Raw genomic sequence first — 19,023 nt, forward strand, 5'->3', positions numbered from 1 at the left:
GCCAGCGGAGCCGCCCCGGACCAGCCGCAGCTGGTATTCGCGCCCAACGTGCTGCCTCGAAGGCCGAGTGCCTTGACATGTCGGACCCTATGGTAAACTGTTTACGCAACGATAATTAAGATTGGGTACGGAATACAGTGAGCAGGGCTGCAGCAACCCTTTCCTGGGTCGACCTGACCTGCGATGACCGTGATAAGGTTCGTCAGGTGCTGGATCTCTTCAACGAGCAAGGCACCGTTGACGAACTGGGCCTGGGCAGCCTGCGGGATATGCTCTCGGACGCCCTGTTTCCAGGGACCTCCAGTCTGCACACTCGCCTGCGCTACTTTCTTTTCATTCCCTGGATTTACCGCGAAATAGAGTCATGGGGCCCTGGCTATGATGTCGCCGAGACAGCTCGGGAGGATGAACTGTCGCTCATCGACGCCTTGGACGAGTCGGGCGATAGGGACGGCCTAATCGGCATCCAGGCCCGCCACACCCTCGCCCGCTTACCCAGTACGGTCTATTGGGCCGGACTGGTACGCTGGGGCATTTTTATGCCGCAGCGCTCCCAGGCTTGGTACCACAAGAACATCGACCGCCTGGCTGGGAATCACCCAGCGCTCAACCCGGTGGATGACCCGGGCATCATGGACGAACGGGAATGGACCTGGCACCCGCGGCTACCAAAGGCACCCGATGGTATGCCTGAAGAAGGTTCGTTTCAGCTCACCTCCGAAGAGGCCGAATTCCTGCGCGGGCGCATCGCCGAGCGTTGCGGGGATACCCTTCTGGACTGGCTGGCCCACGAAGGCAGCGTAGAACCGGCAACAGAACTTTGGGAGGATCCCGATGCGCTTCGCGCAGGTCCCGAGATCAGCAAGGTGTTCCAGTTGGCTCGGCGCTTCTCCCTGCATGTAGAGGGTGCCCCGCTACTGTACAACCTGATGCTGGCCGAAAAGCGCCATCAGCTGGAAGGTAATGAGCGCGACTTGGAGCTGATAGAGTCCTACCGGACTGAGCTGCAGGAATGGGCCGCCCGTGAACTTGCCGAGGCCCCCTTCGAGCCCGCCAATCTTTGGTCCTTCGCTGCCAGCCGGACTGCCCGACAGGTACCGGCCCAGCAACGCAACTTCGTCGAGACCTGGTCGCACCAGGTCACTGCCATCGGCGCAGACCAGGTGGCCGGAGACCTCTACCTGCGCCGGTTGATCACCACACGCGAGCAGGACCTGAAATCTCCCCGCCGTGCCCGTCTGATCAACTCCGGACGATTGCTGGATTGGCGCGGCCGCGTCGGCGTAGGGCGTATGAACTTCCGCTGGCCGAAGGTGCGGCAACTGCTGATCGACCTACACCGGGGGCTGCAAGGCTGATGCTGTCGCCGGATGTCCGAACCGTTGCCCTGGATGCGCTGCGCCCGCCGGCAGGATATCGGCTGGATGGCGTCGTGCTGACCACCTACAGCCTGGACCTGGAGGTGCTGCTGGCGCTGCCACTGGCCGTCCTGACCCATGCCGATAGCGCCATCGACCAGTTGCTAGATAACCCCTTGCAGGTATTGGAGGCTCTGCGCCAGGCCGGTGAGAGAGTGCAGGTATTCGTGGATGAGGCCGGCATCGATATCCCGCGCACCAGTCGCCCACTCTATGCCGCCCTTGAGTCCTGCGTACACCCCGTTAAGGCACCCAACGGCGGCGCCTTTCATCCAAAGCTCTGGCTGGCACGCTTCGAGGGAGAGGACGGCGCTCACCTGTTGCGGGTAACCATTGCATCGCGCAACCTGACTTTTGATCGTTCCTGGGATGTGGCGCTGACCAGTGAAGCGGCGCCGGGACGGCGCCAACTACCGGAAAGCCGGGACCTCGCTGAATTGCTCAAACGCTTGCCCCAGTGGTCCACCGAACGCCTGGAGTCAAAACTGCAGGCGTGGCTCGCCGAAATTGCCAAAGAGGCGGGCCGGACAGCTTTCCCGCCTCCTGAAGGATTTGATCAACCCGTGCGCTTCCACGGCCTCGGCCTATCTACGGGGACACGCAAACCCTGGCGCCCCGTAGAAGGGGGATCGCGCCTGCTCGCCATTTCGCCCTTTGTGAATCGCACCGCTTTGTCGGCACTGGCTGGTGGCATCGAGGGCGAGTGCACGATGATCAGCCGCTCTGAGGCGCTTGACGCCCTGCCCGACGATGCCATAGAGGAATGGGGTGACAATCTGTGGGTGCTCTCGGAAGCGGCAGCGGGTGAGCCTGATGACCAGACCGCTGCCAGGGCCTCTGGCCTGCACGCCAAACTGTTTGCGGTAGAGCATGGGCGCTTGGTGAGCTGGTTCCTGGGATCGGCGAATCTCACTGCGGCTGCCTTTACCGGCGATAACGTGGAGATGATGGCCGCACTAGTCGCGAGCCGGCGCCGGCGCAAGGCCGGCAGCGGTTCTTCCATTGAGCACTTTCTGGAAGGTGGTTTTTTGCAACTCTGCGCACCCTACCAACGCAGGCCCTGCGAACCGGAGGATCCGGAGCTGGCAGCAGCGGCGCAGGCTCTGGAGCAAGCTCGTGAGCAGCTGCTGCGCAGTGAACTGCAGATCCTCTGTGAGCCGAATGAAGAAGAATGGCGATGGACATTGCACGGCGAACTCATATTGCCTGATGGGGTGGAGGCCAGCGTCTGGCCGGTAACGGTGGAAGAACAAGCACAGCGGAAGCTGAAACTGCCGCTAACATGGCAGCTGCCGGCACCGCGATTGACAGCCCTTGTCGCCTTCCGCCTCCATCACCGGAGCGGGGGCGAGGACCTGCGCCTCGCTGTCAAGCTTCCCGCCCGGGGACTACCCGAAGGCCGCATCAACCTAGTGCTACGAACCCTGGTGGACAGTCCGGAACGCTTCCTACAATTCCTGCGTGCGCTGCTGGGGGGCCTCGAGGGCCTGTCGAAATGGGTCGTCGAGGGCGGCGATCGCGGAAACAGGTCCCCCTGGCGCCCCGGGCTGGGCGGGGAGACTTTGCTGGAAGATCTGCTGCGCACTGCATCGAGGGAACCCCAGCGGCTGCAGCCCATTCGGGAACTGGTCGAGGACCTGCGCAACGGTGCCGAAGGCCGTCGCATCATCCCCGACGACCTCTATGCGGTATGGAAAGTAGTGCACGATGCCGTGAACCTGGAGGAGGTATAGGGTGAAACGCCCCGATCCAGCGCAGGCGATCAAGCCGCTGAAGGCCTTTCAGCGTCGCACAGTCGAGCATGCCTTTCGTCGGCTGTTTACCGAACCGGACAGCACCGGCCGCTTTCTGGTGGCCGATGAGGTGGGGTTGGGGAAAACGCTGGTGGCCCGGGGCATCATTGCCCGCACCATTGACCACCTGTGGGACCACGGGCAACGAATCGATATCGTCTATATCTGCAGCAATCAGAGCATCGCCCGCTCCAACCTGCCCAAGCTCCAGGTCAACGGTGGGGCGGAGCGCGCTTTCTCCCTCGCCACCCGCCTGACCCTGCTGGCCACGGAGCTGGCACCGAAGGCCGGGGAGGTGGGGCTGGCTGACAGCAGGTTGAACTTTATCAGCTTTACCCCGAGCACCTCCTTCGACATGGGGCGGGCTGGTGGAAAGGCGCCCGAGAGGCGTGTGTTGTTTCACCTCCTGGACGGACTGGTGGAACCGCGCGTGGGTCTGATGAATCTGCTGCAGGGTGCGATTCGGGACTGGAGGCGCTGGCGCAAGCGGTTGAACAACGAGCCTCTGCCCCTGGAGCCCGGCATCCGCCGCAGCTTTCGCAAAGCGTTCCGGGGCGATAGGAAGCTGCGCCGGGAGCTGCAGCTGGTGGTCGACAAATGGTACCTGCGCCGCCGAGATGCCCTACCCAGCGAAGCTCGCCGCAGCCGCGATCGCGTGGTGGGCGAGTTGCGCCGGATACTGGCGGAAATCTGTGTCCACGCCCTAAAACCAGATCTTGTTATCCTGGATGAGTTTCAGCGTTTCAAGGGGCTCATTGAGGAGCATAAGGAATCGGGAGATCCCGCGGCAGACCTGGCCCAGACTCTGTTTAACGTCCCAACACTCGATGGCCAGCGGGTTCGATCCTTACTCCTGTCAGCCACTCCATACAAACCGTTTACCACTGATGGGGAGATCGATCGAGAGAATCACTACGAGGACTTTTTGGCCACCGCCCGTTTTCTGCTGGGCGGCGACGAGCAAAAGGTGGATCAGCTCAAGTCGGCACTGGCAAACTTCGGCCGTTCGCTGGCGCGCATAGCGAGTAGCGGCGCTGACGGGGTTTTGCCCGCGAAAGCGGCGGTAGAACGGTTACTGAAATCCATTATGGCACGTACAGAGCGCGTAGCGGCCAGCGCGGCGCGGGATGCCATGGTCAGCGAGGCGCGCATCGACCTGGATTTGCAGGTCAACGATATCCACCAGTACCTGGCCGCGGATGATCTATTTACCGCTGTGGGCGCACAGGATCCCCTTCCGTTTTGGAAGTCAGCCCCTTACCTGGCGCATTTCATGCAAACCTACAAGGTCAATGAGCGCCTCACCGACACCCTCGCTCGCGAACCACGAAAACTTGCCGGGGTAATGTCGCGGTACCCACAGGCATTCCTCCACGTTGACGAGATCGAAAACTGGAAGAAAATCGATCCAGGCAACCCCAAGCTCCGCGTGTTGGTTAGTGAGCTGTTAGACACCGAGCTATGGAAGTTACTGTGGATGCCGCCCACAATCAGCTACTGGCCACTGGATGGCGCCTTCAGTGGCCAGGCGGGACGCAGCAAGACACTGCTGTTTTCCGCCTGGAATCTGGTACCAGATGTCGTCAGCGCAGTGCTCAGCTACGAAGCTGAGCGCCGCATGCTCGGTGGCGGCATGACCTCCTACCAAGACCCGGATCGCCAGCAAAGCCCGCTGCTACGCCTATCCCAAGGCGCCGACCATACCCGCTCCCGCCACCGACTACTGTTACTCCTGCTGCCCTGTCTGCGCTTGGCGGACGAGGCGCACCCGCTGAACGCCCCTCCGGGCGTGGACCGCCGAGAATGGGTTCGTCAGCGCATCGATGTCCTGCTGGCCGAACCCACTTTGCCTGATCCGCAGCAAGGCCCGGTGGATGATCGCTGGGAATGGATCGTCCCCCGGCTACTGGATCCGGGCATGCACAGCTTCCTGCTTCAATGGCGAGAGGAAGATACCGAGGACACAGGGAGGCCGAATCCCGAGTACCTGCCCGCATATATAGATGACCTGCTGTGCCTGGACCCCGCAACCCTGGGCCGGCGGCCGCCGGGACTAGCCGATTTAATTACAGAGCTGGCACTAGGCGCCCCCGGTATACTGGCGGCACGCACACTGGCCATGGCCGGCATCAGCGACGAGGAGAGACGCAAACAAGCAGTAGAATTGGCCTACGCCTTCTGGAAGCTCTTCAACCGTCCGACAACCATTAAACTGCTAGGTCAGTTGGCTAATGCGAAAGATCACGTTTATTGGCGCGAGGTGTTGCGATACTGCATTCAGGGCAACCTACAGGCAGTGCTCGATGAAACTTGGCACCAAGTTTGGGAACAGCGCGCCTGGTCAACAAGCGAGGCGCCAGCAGCGATCAGCCTCAGTTGCATTCGGGACATAGCCCATTCTGTCGAACCGCGCCCCTCCCGGGTACACTCTAGACTCTACCAGTTCAACCGTAAGGGCCGTCTCGAGGACAAGGTCCAGCGCCTGCGCACCGGCTTGGCCCTGCGGTTTGGGAACCTAGCCTCTGAGGAAGGAGCGGGAGCCCTAAGCCAAGACGCCGTGCGTACTGCCTTCAACAGCCCCTTCAGGCCGTTTGTACTCGCCACTACTTCGGTAGGGCAGGAAGGATTGGATTTCCACCCTTGGTGTCACCAGCTGGTGCACTGGAATCTACCAAGCAACCCTGTGGACCTCGAACAGCGAGAGGGTAGGGTACACCGCTACAAGGGGCACGCTGTGCGAAAAAATGTCGCCGAGCGTTTCGGCGAAGCCGCCATGCAGCAATGGAAGTTGGGGGAGGACCTTTGGCAATGCACCTTCGAGCTGGCTGATATCGAATCTCGAGCCAACAACGAGCCTGACCTCGTACCCTACTGGATTGCGACAGGTAGACACAAGGTTGAACGTAAGGTGCCAAACTTGCCCTACAGTCGAGAAGTAGAGTCTTTCCGGCGTCTGAAACGCCAACTGGCCTCCTACCGGGTAGTCTTTGGCCAGCCTCGGCAGGAGGAGCTGCTCGCGTTACTGGACCAAGCGGAGCTGAATGAGGGAGACATACAAGCATGGGCTATAGACCTGAGCCCAGATGGTAACAATTTATAAATTACTGCATCTATGCTTTTGGCTTTTCAGGCCCCAACCTTATCTTTCTGCAAGCGAACAACTCGAACGTCGGAGCACCATGGTACCAATTTCCTAACAAAATCAATTGCTCGGTCCAGAGATCTAAAAGTCCTCAAGCCAGGGCGCTGTGTCTTGGCGAGGTGAAATACCTTTTCTACTGGCTGAGAAAGGACTTTAATGATCAGGTGGTATCGCTCAATTTCAAATTCCCGGAGCTCGAATTCCAGCTTCGCACCAGAAGCTGCGATCGTGCGTAAAGCGCCCTCCTCAATCCCAAAGGTCAGCTGTGATTTCTTCATCTGCATATCCTCGCCTTTTTCTGTGTGGGCACTCCATCCCTTCTGTAGATTTTCCCGCGGATGATCTAGAAGCAAGCCATGGTCATCATAAGCAATGAAATATATCTGGTAATACAATAAATCTAAAGCCTTACGGAGCCCCTCTAAGTGGCGGCAAATTCTCTGATCAACCTTTGCGTTCAAAACATGACAGCTCGTACAATAGGATAGAGGGACATACATGAGGGGGGAGATTGGCATGCACCTAGCAAAGTTGAGTATTCGAAACTTCCGCAACTTTGCGGCCATTGATATTCCGCTTACGAGAAACGTTGTTTTGTTGGGTGAGAATCGCGTCGGAAAAAGCAATTTGCTTTTCGCCATTCGCCTGATATTCGATTTGGCGCTTCCCGACTCCGTGCGACAGTTGAAGCTTTCGGACTTCTGGGATGGCTGTGACTTGGCGGAGAATCCGCAAATTGAAGTTCACCTCGATTTCGCAGATTTCGACAACGACGATGCGCTAGTCGCCTTGTTAACTGACTTTCGTACAGCCGATGATCCCGAAGTCGCGCGGCTGAGTTATGTCTATCGAAAGAGACCGGAGATCAGCGGCGCACCGCAATCAAGTGAGGATTGCGAGTTCATTATTTATGGCGGCGGAGACGAATCTCGCTCTGTGCCATACACGGTGCGTCGCAGGATCGCCCTCGACATACTCAGCGCCTTGCGCGACGCTGAAGGACAGCTTGCCTCTTGGCGCAGTTCTCCACTTCGACCACTGCTCGAAGAAGCGGTCGCTACAGTCAGCCAGAGTGAGCTGGACAGTGTAGCCGCCGATCTCGAGGAGGCGAACAGTAAGGTCGAGAGCTTCCCGTCTGTGAAAGAACTCGAGGAGGCGCTGCGTTCTGGCATTCTTGAATTGGCCGGCACCGCACATGATATTGACACTCGGTTGCGATTTGCGTCCACCGATCCTCAACGATTGTTTCGCTTGATTTCGATTTTTATTGACGGCGGTAAGCGAGGTATCAGCGAAGCAAGCTTGGGTTCCACCAATGTCGTGTTGATCGCGTTAAAGCTGGCCGAGTTTGCTTGGCGGCGTCAGAAAAACGAGCGCAATTACTCGTTGCTCTGTATTGAGGAGCCGGAGGCTCATCTTCATCCCCAACTTCAGAGAGCTGTCTTCGACAAGCTCTTCCAAAATGCCGATGACTCACAGGCCCTGTTTGTCACTAGCCATTCCCCGACCCTCGCCGCCGCTGCGCCACTGCGGTCGATCGTGAACTTACGATCGGCAAATGGTGCTTCTCAGGCCTTCTCCCTCGCCGCACTGCCCGTGACAGACGATGAACTAGACGACATAGAGCGCTATCTAACCTCCACGCGATCCGAGCTGCTTTTCGCACGGGGAGTCATCTTCGTCGAGGGCGACGCTGAGGAGGCACTACTGCCTGGGTTCGCAGATGCGGAGGGCCACAATCTGGATCAACTGGGAATTACCGTGTGTAATGTCGCCGGCACCAATTTCACTCCATACGTGAAGCTCGCCGGTAGCCTCGGGCTGCCGTTCGCGGTCGTCACCGACTGGGATCCGCTCGACGGCACCAAGCCGCCACTCGGTAAAGCGCGGACGCTGGGGATCTACGATGCTTATTGCGAGGTGTCTGGAGCTCCTCCATTGACGCCTGAAAATCGGATGTGGTGTGAAACTGCCGATTTCGCCAGTTTCAACGAGTGGTGGGCAGAGGCTGGCATCTTCCTGAATGAGCAGACTTTTGAAGTCGCTGTCGCGAACACACCCAATCTGCTTCAGGCGTTGCTAGATATCCTCGACGAGCAAGGTTTTGGCCCTAAGCGAACTGCACGCATCGCCAACTGGCGTTCAGGAACGAAGGTCGACCCCGACCAGCTATTAGCTATGATTGCCGATATTGGTAAAGGCCGCTTGAGCGCGAAGCTCGGGAAAAAACTGATGGGGTTATTCACGCCACCAACCTATATTGCCTCAGCCATTCAGTTTGTGGTGTCTCGTGCCTAATCATATGGCGCTAGCCAAAGCGTTGACAGATCTTGAAGGCAATACGGAGCAACACCATGCCGTGCATGAGCGCGGACATTGTGTGGTTCTGGCAGGTCCAGGCAGCGGTAAAACCAAGACTCTCACTACCGCAATGGCGCGGACGCTGATGGAAGATGTTGTCGAACCGCGCGGAGTTGCCTGCATCACTTACAACAACGAATGTGCGATGGAGCTTGAGACACGCCTCGCCAAACTCGGCATCACAAGCAGCGACCGTAGTTTCATCGGCACCGTCCACAGCTTTGCGCTCACTCAAGTCATTACGCCCTACGCGCGCTGTATCCCGGGACTTCTCCCTTCTGACTTTCGTATCGCGACTCGAGACGAGTGTCGTGTAGCAGTTGAGGATGCTTATGGGACCGTTTTCGATGACGTAGACGATCCACATAGGCGCTGGCGATTCGCTGTGCATAAACGCCTTACAGAAGTCGATCGCAACCTGCCTTACTGGCGAGAGCGAAATCCGGATCTTGCTGACTTCATTGAGGCTTATGAAGCTGAGTTACGCAGCAAAGGGTTGATCGATTTCGATGACATGCCTCTTATCGCCTTTCGCATGATAAAAGAGCATAGCTGGATACGTGATGCGTTACGCGCTAGATTTCCCGTCCTATTCGTCGACGAGTATCAAGATTTGGGTTATGCGCTTCACGAACTAGTGTTGCTGCTTTGTTTCGATGGCGGTGTACGCCTATTTGCTGTCGGTGATGTAGATCAGTCAATTTATGGCTTCGCGGGCGCTAATCCAGCGCTGTTGCAAAGTCTCACCGACCAGGACGGTGTCGAAGTAATTCGCCTACGTTTCAATTATCGGTCAGGTACGCAGATTATTCGGGCATCAATGGGAGCACTTGGAGAGGAACGTGACTATCACGGGATTGATAATACCATCGATGGGGAAATAACCTATTGGCCCGTGCAGGGCAACCTTGACCAGCAGGCGCAGCATATCGCTGAAATTGTCTTGCCAACACTACTCAATCGAAGCTTTCAACCTGAACAAATAGCGATCCTCTATCGCACCGCTCCTCGGTTTGGTGACAAGATTGCCGGAGCACTCGAGTGCACAGATACTGCCTTTGTTCGAGCTGACAGCAAAGCACTGGTGAGACGAAGTTCCCGTCTTGCTCGTTTCATCGAGGCTTGCGCCAGCTGGGTGACAGGTGGGTGGCGAGAGGCAGATCCGCCCTATAGACGACTTCTCACCCAGGCGCTCAATATTGTCTATGGTCGACGGGCGAGCGAGGAGGAGGAGCGGGCACTGTCACATCAACTGATAGTTTTTCTCCGTAGCAGTATTGGCGTGGGTGAATCCACTCACACTTGGCTACAGCGGTTTTTACACGAGCTTATCGAAACATGGCGAGTAATCGCCCACAACACTCACCAGGAATGGGAAGTGTGTTCGGAAATGATAGAGCGTACTGACCCGGCACACGACCTCGATATGCCGCTCAGCATGTTCTCTGGCCGCACTGAGCACACCGGCCGGGTTACCTTGAGCACGCTGCACAGCGCCAAAGGCCGCGAGTTCGACGCCGTTATCCTATTCGGCATAAACAATGGTGATCTTCCTAGCTGGCATGACAATCAGAGCAGTCAATCTATGCGAGAGGCAAGACGACTCTTTTATGTTGGGGTAACAAGAGCCCGAAGGGAGCTTTGCCTAGTCTACAGAGAAGGCCATCAGTCACCCTGGCTTGCTGAACTCTATCAACGTAGCCAGCAGAGTTGAGACTTGACCAGATCATTTTTTAAACAGAAGAGCAATTCTGGCCGAAGTCACGCATGTGTGATTATGCGAATACTTTCTATGAACCTGGATCTTCGATCTTCCTCCATTGATATATCTTTAGAGGATCCCATTAGCTTTCGGCCAATACAGTAAAGGAAGCGAGCGGTAACTGGATTGAGTGTGCCGTGAAATTAAATTACAGTATGGCCGCATACCAAACCAAGACCATCAGAAAAGGAACTTAACGATGGATGGCTTGCTACAGCCCCCTGCTCCAAACGCGCCCCCTAAGGCACCCTCACCTCTTGAACTAGCCATTTACCAGTTCGAGCAAAAGTGTCAGGAATATCACCTGGGAAAAGCCAAGGCCGCCCCTAATGACGAGACCCCCGAGCAGGCGAAAGCCCGGAACGCAGCCTTTCATCGGGACTGGGAGCATCTGCAAAGCGAACGAACCAGAATTGTGGCCCTCACACAAATACAAGCCGAGCTAGAACAGTATAGGGAGAGCAACAAGAGTAAATCGGCCCGGGAAATGAGCAAGGAGGCGCACCATCCAACGGATGATCTTGCCAAATACTTGGCAGCCGTGGCAGAGCCGAAACCCAGCCCGTACCACGACGCTCACCATGTTATCCCCGGCAAAGGTCGCTGGCTGCAGGATCGGATAGCAAACGCCCGGCTCAATATGCACCTCCATGGAATCGGCGTCAGCGACCCCAAAAACGGAGCTTGGCTCCCACGAAACATTGAACACAAGGGCCATTGGGCCACCCCGAAAGCACCCGCTCACAAAGAGATACACCGTTATAACTATGAGACGTGGATATCTGTAAAGTTTGAGCGGGACGGGCTTCCTAAGATTGCTTTTGAGGCAGAACTCCGAGACATCAAAATGAAATTGAAATATGGCGGCTATCCGCCTGAAATCACTATGCCGAAGGACTCCTCTTGGAGAGGTGAAGAAGTATGAAGGTCTATCAGCTCAAGAGCATTCCGGAGCGCTTCATGGCGTTCAAGCTGGACGCATTAACTCTGTGCGATCAGCTTGGGAATGACGACCTTCTACCACTGTTCTTGGGCCACTCTGGGGGCGGTGAGCCGCTGACACCCCACTGGGGAGAGGGAGTCTCCAGTACATTTTCGCCTTTGTCCCCCAGCAGCACCGAGATTCCCGACATCTCCCTCTGGGGCGGGGCCAAACTGATCCTGAATGCCAAGGCATATGACCTGCTGAAGGAGCGCTTGGCGCCTGAGGGGGAGTTTCTACCTGTATCTGCGGATGGTCAGCGGATGTACGCCTTCAACTGTCTCTCATATGGCAAGGAGGACGAGGAACTGTGCGTCAGGAAGTACCTGGATGGAGAATTTGTTGGTCTTGAGACGCTAGTCTTCGACGATAATGATGTAGCCGGACGATTCCTATTCAAATCAAAGCTCCAGTTCGGTGGAGCTTTGTACTGCTCCTCTGCGTTCAAGGCACTATGTAATGAGCTGGGACTGGAGGGACTTCGATTTGATGAGGACTTAATTAATCCTTTCTAATTTAGCCACATATAATAAGGGGAGACAGTATTCAGCGAAATATTTGTTGGCGCCGCGACGTCGCTTTAAGCTGTGGCACACCCCCTAAATTCTGCTAAAGCTAAACAATCCATCCATAAAGTTACGCAAATGTTTCAGCTATATCCGGTTGCCTAGCCTGTGCTTTAACTTTACAACTAGTATTTTCACATGGCCTATCAGGAAAGAGCCAAAGGTGATGCAGGCTGATCCTAGCATTTTCGATGCGAGCCGGCGTAGTGCTTTTTTCCCGGCCATGAACAGTATAGTAAACTGCATCTCCAGATGCTGTTTTACCAAGTGGAGATAATGATCCTTGAATTTTATAGTCTTCCTTAGCGGCACTATCATCTAGCACATAAGCTAATCCCTCGGGTAAAGGGCATGTGTTGCGAACATATGCAAGCATGATCGCACGGTCCACAGCCCAAGCGTAATTATTGCTAATGAACCGGCTAATCCCTTTTTTACAATAAGTACCGGAAACAGGATGTCGAGAATCTATTGGTTTGCACTCCACAAATATTGCTGTTGGCGCGCTATTTATCGTAGGTATTATGCCCTTGAGAGGCCGAAATGTCAGATCAGGCTGATTATCTAACTTCGTTCCCTCTAGATTTCGCATATTTCCCTCTCGAACCGGGGTCTCAAATTGTGAAAATCCTTCTATAACCTCCTGCTCTGAGGTGTACAGCTCGCAGAGAATCATATAGAGCTGTTCGGTGATTACATCTTCATCTTGATTGCAAATAGAAAACCGGCCGTTAGCCACCTCTATTAAAAGAATGCGCCATGCATAGCTGAGAGCATTTTGAATGACTGCCATTAAAGACAAAGATATAGGACGAGGGTCCTGAGCTAGAATTTTGTTTCCATACATCAAACCACGCATTGCTGGCTTAACTCCTCTAACTGAGCACCAAACTCCCAAATAATATCCGATGCTAATAAACGAGCTTGGCTCTTTGTCCAGTAGCGATAACTGTCTAAGAGTCCAACCGTGAGACTGGGAAAATTATCATTTGAAAAGGTAATCCGACTTGTACTGAGATCCCCAGCGCGCTCAATCCAATGAGCTGGTAGGCCAGGCAACGAATCGCAATCACCAAGGGAAATCGAGAAAAAACGCCATGGCAGGGACTCGCTGACACCTGCCAACTCCCGAACCTGCACGAAATGCCCACCCGCACTGAAAACACTCGCCAGCTCTTTTTCTAGATGACTGATAAATTCCTGAGCTTGTTTTTTTGTTATAGCGCTAAGGCCTCTATTGCGTGCAGAAGCGTATGGAGCACCAACAGCCAAAGTATCGGACAGGACCTGCTGGTCGCGCGTCGACAAACCATAAAGTCGAGCAATCGTGCCGTCTAGCTTAAGCCAATCCGGTTGATTATTAACTAGTAGATCAGCGCAATATTCTATCGACTCTCTTTCGTTATTTGATAAATTCTCTGGAGGTATAAATGGAAATCGATCGATATCAATTACCTGCTGTGCTTCACGTTCAACCCCGAACTCTCCACTAGTCATTAAAGTGAAGTATTCAAAAAGTTGACTGTGAATAACAACAAGAAGATAACGAGTGAGAAAATCCCCCTGAAAGTGACTTTCGGCCGAGTAACCGTAGTAGGATTCTGAATAGGCTAAATCTTCGGTGCCCAATAATGCCCGGCCACGGCTTCGATCATCCCGGAAAGCTTTTCTAATTAGAAGTATCGGGGCTTTGTAAATTTCAGGTTCCCGCGGCCGATGAAGACCTTGACTAGTATAAGTCTGAAGTTGCCGGTTAATCACCCTAAATGGGTGGCAATCATAGTCTGCCTGCAGACTTGGCTTCCCGACAAGGAAGCTATCATCTCGGGTTCTTCCTGCCACCTGGAAACCCTGCCCCTTGTGAAGCCCTGGTTGCTCTGCCCAGTAATCGCGAACAGTATACTTCGTCTTTTTTCTAACCTTATCAACTATAGGGATATCTAGAACTGTACCCCTATATAGCGCCTTCAGTGCCAATGAATTGTTTCTTACCAATTCAAAAGGAATTGGGCGGGCATCGCTGGCATCTATTCTCAGCAACCCTTTATCGTTTAAAGTAGGCTCGTAAGACGGACTGACAAAAACAAATTGGCCATCTGGATTTGGCAGATGATTGTCCGCAAATAGTAGACAGAAAGGCTGGCTAACGTTTGGCCATACACGGGTCTGCCGTAGCGAGGCTCCATTAAGGATACCAGTCACGGTCAGCGCTTCAAATATGGCATCACGGGCTGCACATCCTTTGGCCGATTGTTTAAACAACCAGCGCCCAGCCAGTGCCAGCGCAATCCTTCCTCCAGGCTTGGCCCACTCCATAGCTCCCCATATAAAGGGCAAGTCTGGCACACGATCTGGATTATGGTAGCTCAGCGCTATCTCTTTGAGCCCTTTACTAGCAGCAATGGCACGACACCGCCTAGTAAAAGTTGCATCAATGGATGCATATTTGGATGTTAAGCTCGTCCAAGGCGGATTGCCGATCACTACGCTAAAAGCGCCACGATATTTATCAGGTACATGGTCACCCAGACTGCCGGCCATGGGAACGATTTCGTCGGGATCGCAGTCAGGATCCCTGACATCAATCAGGACACTACCTTCCAACTTCTTAAATCGTAGAGCTTCTACAGGAGCAGGATGTGGATCCAGCTCAAGTGCCGTTAAGTATAGGGCCAGCGCCGCTAAGGTACGGGCATGGGTGTTAATATCGAAACCAGTCAGCTGGCTGTGAAGAATACTCCGGATCTGCTGACGCGAAGGTCGCCTTCCAGTTTCGCGAAAGCGTAATTCCACCAGCTTCCGTAAACTCGCGACCAAAAACACACCAGCCCCACAGGCAGGATCCAGTATACGTGCTTTGGAACCCTCCGAATGCTCATGGAGCGCCTCTTCCACCATGTATTCGGCGATGTGATAGGGTGTGTAATATACGCTTGTGGAGCGCCGCGCTGTTGCATCAAACTGATACATCAACTCTTCATAGGTTTCACTCAGCAGCCCGATTGGCAGGTGATCAAAATCTAAATCACCCCAATCTAATTTCTGCTGTGAAGCGCCAGGAGCAATAGCGGTGTCCAGCGACATTATTGCGCTCAAAGGCTGAGTAACACCCCTCCCATATTGGCGAATCAACTTACGGAAGTAACGCGGATAATCCGTTGTTGGCAATTCTAGTAGGTCACCATTAAAGGTTTGATCTAGCCAACTATTGGTTTCTGCTAGCGCGGCGCTGGTATCAAAGCACGCTCCCAAAAATTTGGAGCTAGGCGCAATGCTCGGTAAGTGGTTGTCACGAACGATTTTTCGGCCGACCAAATAACGAAAGAAAAGTGCTCGCCCCGTCAAAGCGATAGTCTCGCGTGTTGACAAGCCGAGCTCCTGAAGAGCCTCTCCAGCATCAGTCATAAGGCGAAGAAGTTCATCACGCAAGCGTAAGCTGGCGGGCGGCGCAAGATTTTCGCCTTGCGCTAACCGTGGAAGGACAGTCTGGGCGTCGTGAGTATTCTGTGCGAACCAAACAGGCTCTGTATTAGGAGCTGGCTTCAGGTCTGAGGCATATATATCCAAACGCCCTGGCTTCAATATTCCAAGCCAAGCCGACTCGCCCCGCATAGCGAGAGTACGTCGCAGATCAGGAATAGAAACATCTCTGCTTTGCAGACGGATTTGGTCTACGACGTATAACAGTGCCTGAGACTGCTGCTCCACAACACAGTCCACAAGAGGGGCCTCTCGATTCCTGACCAAGTCGGTGTATCGCAGGCATCGAGCATCTTTATTATTATGTAAATCGACACAGCTACCGCTTGGTGCGCCGAAGTCCCGTAGTAAATCCATAAACCGGCCTATTTCCGACCCGACTTGATGTCTGCGATCAAGTGAAGTTCCTTTTGTGACGGTTCAGCCCCCAGGAAAATATCAATTCGTTCGCGTTCTTTGGCCATATCAACAATCCACCCTTGGCAAGTAATGCTTTGTACCTGTACCCAGTGGGCCTCTCCAGACTTCAGAGGGATGAAAACCATTTCTTCAGCAGGCGCCTGACGTGGTGCACTCAAATATTTATGAATAGCGCCCGAAGCACGCCCCAAATCTCTCCCCTTTGCACCAAAGGTGTCCTCAAGTGTTTGCAGTACAGCAAACGTCAGCAGGTCAGCTTTCGTAAAGCGACGCGCACTTCTCTCACGTGTTGGCCTTTCGGAGAATGGCGGCAAATGAGCCCAGACATGCAACCTCGAGCGGCTAATTCCACCCAAAGCCGCACAAATATCTTTCGCGGTGAACGACCTGATTGTCGACAATTTCCCCAAAACTGCTTTCATCCGCAAACAAAACTGTTTTTATTTTAGAACAGATTCTAGCTAAATAATACCCAAATCAATCAAGGGAAGGCTATAGAGCCGCTAAATCCGTCTAACTCGCCAGTTGGCGCACGAATCCTCTGCTGGACGCATGGCCGCGGGGCGGAAGAGTAACCTATCGGCGAGAGTGCAGCACCCCGCGGTGTGAGTCATAGAGTACACTTCTATGACTCACATCTAGGTCGCTTTATGAGTCATAGAATCTTGGCGCGCACTTCGAGGGGGCTGGAGGGCGGGCTGACCTAAAAAGTCAAACTAGGCAGTATCCTGGCAATATTTCGAGCGTCATCCTCACCGCGATGTTGCTGCCCTTCGAAAGTCAGACCAAGGGACTGAAGGGCTCCACCGAGACCCGAGCGACGCTTCTTGCCAGTCTTTTCTTGCCACACGGCTTTCAGGTTAATATGAGGCTTGGCGAAGAATTCAGGCGCACAGCGGTGTCGCGATTGTTCTACGTCAATTTGACTCCAGTCGTATTGCCCCCAACTGGCCCAAGCTTGGTACTCGTGCTGAGACAGCCACACGTCAAGAAGACTCGTAGCCTCCGCAAAGTCAGGCGCACTCGCCACCAGATCGCGGGCAATACCAGTGAGCTGACAGCAAAAATCGCTGAGCTCCGGATTAATCGTTGGCCTCACCAACTGACTGTGGCTTGCTAGAGTCTCGCCTTTCAAAGTGGCCACAACTAATCCGAATTCTATGACTTCCATAACCTCGACAGACTGTGGGCGATCATTCCAACAGGTGGCCTCAAGATCTACAATCAGCAGATGCTGGATGTCATCAAAGTAATCTCGATAGGGCATGAAAACTCCGTCTATACGGTGTAAGGGATTGCTCGGACGAGCTGGAGGCAAAGCCAGTCAGCGCTCATTGACGCAGAGAATACTTAGCGCTTCCCCCGGATGTCCGCGAAAGGTATCCAGAAAGTGGCAATTGCCCACTTGGATTGCAGTTGGAACGAAATTGTGCCCTAGATACACATCATCGATTCCATTAATTTGATAGGGCGCCAGTAGTTTTCCGGGGGCCTTAGCTATTCTATCTTGGCGCTCTGTGAAGAGCTTTTTGTACTCAGCCAAGGTGCGCTTAGCGTCACCCAAGGCCAAAATTCTCTGGTATAGGTGCACAGCTAAGAATCTGTCCCAAAGGAATTTCCGGGCGGCATCGGCCACGCTGCTCTGGATAAATGCGGCGCCAGCTTCCCAAGCCTCCTCAATGGCTCTTAGATTCTGAACCGCTGTTGTCCAGCTATTGGCTGGGAGGCCTGCATGGATCAGACCGACACGTCGGGTCCCGACATCCAACTCAATAGCCCAGGGCAGTTTTCGCGCCCATTCAACGCAGTGTCGCTGCTCTGCTTCCGAAAGACGGTAGAACCACAAGCCTCCGTTAGCTTTATGCATTGGTACAGCGCTAGATCTCTCAAATCCGGCAATCATCATCGCCTCGTGATTGCCCAAGATAGAGAAGTAGGATTGCTGATCAATTAGAGACACCAGGGCCTCACTGTCAGGTCCCCGGTCTATTAAGTCGCCAAGGCAAAACAACCGATCACAACTCTCGTCAAACTGTAGATTTTGCAGTTGCTTGTTTAGCTGGTCGAAATGGCCGTGTACATCCCCGACCACATAGTCCCGCCCCTTCGGGTTACTGCCCACCTTGAGGACTGTAGCCATAACAACTCCCACAGGCCCATCGCCCGCTTCAAGCTCATTTCTTCGCTAGATAAACGAACGCTCCGAGCAGAGTAAGGGCAGTAGCCACCTGCTTGACTTGCTTGCTCTCCCTCATACCAGTCGCTACTTCGCGGACAAAATGCTCACAATTGTAATAGGCCAAGCTATAGCGCACTTTACCGACAAGTGATCTTGCCGTAGAAATTACGCTGGTTGCTGACTCCAGTGTAGGCATCCAAATGACCTTGAATGGCCGGCCAGCCACTACGTCATCCCAAGGCTCCTCTACCACTGTTCCATTGCGCAATGTGTTTGAGATCAGCATGGGCTTACCTCGCTGATACCTATCAGAGACCAATGCCCAATGATCATACAGACCCAGATCGATTTTCAGCACTTTTATCATCGCAAATTTCCTTATGGTATCCTTTTGCTATTTCATCTTATTTGCTAAATTAGCAATATTGATATAAGCACAACTTTGCGAAGGTGTCAACATGCGCCCAGGTATAGTTTTTGATCAAGTAGTTGGTGCCGTACTTGCGCACTACCGAACTCAGGCAGGCCTCAGCCAACACCAGGCAGTGGAGGGTATCAGCATAGGAGTTTCAAGCCTGTCAAGGCTCGAAAAGGGCGATTACTCACTAACCATGGAGCAGCTATTTGAGCTGTCACAACGCTATAACGTCTCCATGATGCAAGTAGCAGCGAGTATCGAGCGGACATATGCGAATGCCAGAAAGCATGGCGTGCACATAGAACGGGAAAAGAAATCAAAATCCGGATTACTGCTATTGGGTGCTGCAGCGATCGCTGCCTTTGTGATTGCCTCCCAGTAGGGCATTCTGCTCCCGGAGCGCCTGCCGTTTCTGTATGCTCCCAAACTGCACGATGGTACCAATAACATTGCTGCTCATAGACTTCACTACCCATCATTTTTATGCCTTATCGAAAATGAT

Annotated in this window: 15 protein-coding genes; 8 read left to right on the top strand and 7 right to left on the bottom strand. The window is 54.1% G+C overall.

From position 1 onward, the window contains the following. Positions 1-137: 137 nt before the first annotated feature. The 3 genes from MWN76_RS06335 to MWN76_RS21140 are packed head-to-tail and all read left to right on the top strand — an operon-like array spanning position 138 to position 6,311. A complete protein-coding gene (locus MWN76_RS06335) occupies positions 138-1,358 on the top strand; it encodes a DUF6361 family protein (RefSeq protein ID WP_250460291.1) in 1,221 nt (406 codons plus the stop codon). Further along, complete coding sequence (locus tag MWN76_RS06340) at positions 1,358-3,151, top strand: phospholipase D family protein (RefSeq protein ID WP_250460292.1); 1,794 nt, start codon at positions 1,358-1,360, stop codon at positions 3,149-3,151. The genes MWN76_RS06335 and MWN76_RS06340 overlap by 1 nt, the downstream gene beginning before the upstream one ends. A 1-nt stretch (position 3,152) precedes the next feature. Continuing rightward, positions 3,153-6,311, top strand: a complete 3,159-nt coding sequence (locus MWN76_RS21140) for a C-terminal helicase domain-containing protein (RefSeq protein ID WP_250460293.1) — start codon at positions 3,153-3,155, stop codon at positions 6,309-6,311. Between the two features lie 26 nt (positions 6,312-6,337). Here MWN76_RS21140 and MWN76_RS06350 read toward each other — a convergent pair whose 3' ends face one another. Then, on the bottom strand, positions 6,338-6,814 hold the full coding sequence (locus MWN76_RS06350; RefSeq protein WP_250460295.1) for a hypothetical protein: 477 nt from the start codon (positions 6,812-6,814) through the stop codon (positions 6,338-6,340). 55 nt (positions 6,815-6,869) lie between these two features. On the opposite strand from MWN76_RS06350, the gene MWN76_RS06355 reads away from it, so the two are divergent. The 4 genes from MWN76_RS06355 to MWN76_RS06370 all read left to right on the top strand — a co-directional run bounded on the left by MWN76_RS06355 (position 6,870) and on the right by MWN76_RS06370 (position 11,973). Continuing rightward, complete coding sequence (locus MWN76_RS06355) at positions 6,870-8,651, top strand: ATP-dependent nuclease (protein WP_250460297.1); 1,782 nt, start codon at positions 6,870-6,872, stop codon at positions 8,649-8,651. Between the two features lie 4 nt (positions 8,652-8,655). Continuing rightward, positions 8,656-10,428 (top strand): ATP-dependent helicase, encoded by a 1,773-nt coding sequence (locus MWN76_RS06360; protein WP_250460298.1) that lies wholly within the window; start codon positions 8,656-8,658, stop codon positions 10,426-10,428. A 247-nt stretch (positions 10,429-10,675) separates the two neighbouring features. Beyond that, positions 10,676-11,401, top strand: coding sequence for an AHH domain-containing protein (locus MWN76_RS06365; RefSeq protein WP_250460300.1), 726 nt, complete (start codon positions 10,676-10,678; stop codon positions 11,399-11,401). Next, on the top strand, positions 11,398-11,973 hold the full coding sequence (locus MWN76_RS06370; protein WP_250460301.1) for a hypothetical protein: 576 nt from the start codon (positions 11,398-11,400) through the stop codon (positions 11,971-11,973). Before MWN76_RS06365 ends, MWN76_RS06370 begins: the two co-directional genes overlap by 4 nt. A gap of 121 nt (positions 11,974-12,094) precedes the next feature. On the opposite strand, the gene MWN76_RS06375 is transcribed toward MWN76_RS06370, so the two are convergent. The 6 genes from MWN76_RS06375 to MWN76_RS06400 form a co-directional block, all read right to left on the bottom strand. Beyond that, on the bottom strand, positions 12,095-12,883 hold the full coding sequence (locus MWN76_RS06375) for a hypothetical protein (RefSeq protein ID WP_250460302.1): 789 nt from the start codon (positions 12,881-12,883) through the stop codon (positions 12,095-12,097). Further along, positions 12,871-15,393: an HsdM family class I SAM-dependent methyltransferase gene (locus tag MWN76_RS06380; protein WP_250460304.1), complete on the bottom strand. Its 2,523-nt coding sequence runs from the start codon at positions 15,391-15,393 to the stop codon at positions 12,871-12,873. The genes MWN76_RS06375 and MWN76_RS06380 overlap by 13 nt, the downstream gene beginning before the upstream one ends. A gap of 476 nt (positions 15,394-15,869) precedes the next feature. Next, on the bottom strand, positions 15,870-16,346 hold the full coding sequence (locus MWN76_RS06385) for a hypothetical protein (protein WP_250460306.1): 477 nt from the start codon (positions 16,344-16,346) through the stop codon (positions 15,870-15,872). A gap of 281 nt (positions 16,347-16,627) precedes the next feature. Next, a complete protein-coding gene (locus MWN76_RS06390; protein ID WP_250460307.1) occupies positions 16,628-17,191 on the bottom strand; it encodes a 3'-5' exonuclease in 564 nt (187 codons plus the stop codon). Between the two features lie 57 nt (positions 17,192-17,248). Then, a complete protein-coding gene (locus MWN76_RS06395) occupies positions 17,249-18,064 on the bottom strand; it encodes a metallophosphoesterase (protein ID WP_250460308.1) in 816 nt (271 codons plus the stop codon). A 34-nt stretch (positions 18,065-18,098) separates the two neighbouring features. Beyond that, positions 18,099-18,470 carry a lecithin retinol acyltransferase family protein gene (locus tag MWN76_RS06400; protein ID WP_250460309.1) on the bottom strand — a complete coding sequence of 124 codons (372 nt, stop codon included), beginning with the start codon at positions 18,468-18,470 and terminating at the stop codon, positions 18,099-18,101. Positions 18,471-18,561: 91 nt separating this feature from the next. On the opposite strand from MWN76_RS06400, the gene MWN76_RS06405 reads away from it, so the two are divergent. Continuing rightward, positions 18,562-18,903, top strand: a complete 342-nt coding sequence (locus MWN76_RS06405; protein WP_250460310.1) for a helix-turn-helix domain-containing protein — start codon at positions 18,562-18,564, stop codon at positions 18,901-18,903. Positions 18,904-19,023 lie beyond the last annotated feature (120 nt).

The sequence above is a fragment of the Microbulbifer litoralis genome (assembly GCF_023634065.1).
GTDB lineage: Bacteria > Pseudomonadota > Gammaproteobacteria > Pseudomonadales > Cellvibrionaceae > Microbulbifer > Microbulbifer litoralis.

Coding starts and splice junctions, on each gene's coding strand:
- MWN76_RS06385 (WP_250460306.1), bottom strand. CDS start 16,346: ATGAAAGCAGTTTTGGGGAAATTGTCGACAATCAGGTCGTTCACCGCG.
- MWN76_RS06390 (WP_250460307.1), bottom strand. CDS start 17,191: ATGCCCTATCGAGATTACTTTGATGACATCCAGCATCTGCTGATTGTA.
- MWN76_RS06400 (WP_250460309.1), bottom strand. CDS start 18,470: ATGATAAAAGTGCTGAAAATCGATCTGGGTCTGTATGATCATTGGGCA.
- MWN76_RS06375 (WP_250460302.1), bottom strand. CDS start 12,883: ATGCGTGGTTTGATGTATGGAAACAAAATTCTAGCTCAGGACCCTCGT.
- MWN76_RS06365 (WP_250460300.1), top strand. CDS start 10,676: ATGGATGGCTTGCTACAGCCCCCTGCTCCAAACGCGCCCCCTAAGGCA.
- MWN76_RS06355 (WP_250460297.1), top strand. CDS start 6,870: ATGCACCTAGCAAAGTTGAGTATTCGAAACTTCCGCAACTTTGCGGCC.
- MWN76_RS06340 (WP_250460292.1), top strand. CDS start 1,358: ATGCTGTCGCCGGATGTCCGAACCGTTGCCCTGGATGCGCTGCGCCCG.
- MWN76_RS06405 (WP_250460310.1), top strand. CDS start 18,562: ATGCGCCCAGGTATAGTTTTTGATCAAGTAGTTGGTGCCGTACTTGCG.
- MWN76_RS06395 (WP_250460308.1), bottom strand. CDS start 18,064: ATGGCTACAGTCCTCAAGGTGGGCAGTAACCCGAAGGGGCGGGACTAT.
- MWN76_RS06370 (WP_250460301.1), top strand. CDS start 11,398: ATGAAGGTCTATCAGCTCAAGAGCATTCCGGAGCGCTTCATGGCGTTC.
- MWN76_RS06360 (WP_250460298.1), top strand. CDS start 8,656: ATGGCGCTAGCCAAAGCGTTGACAGATCTTGAAGGCAATACGGAGCAA.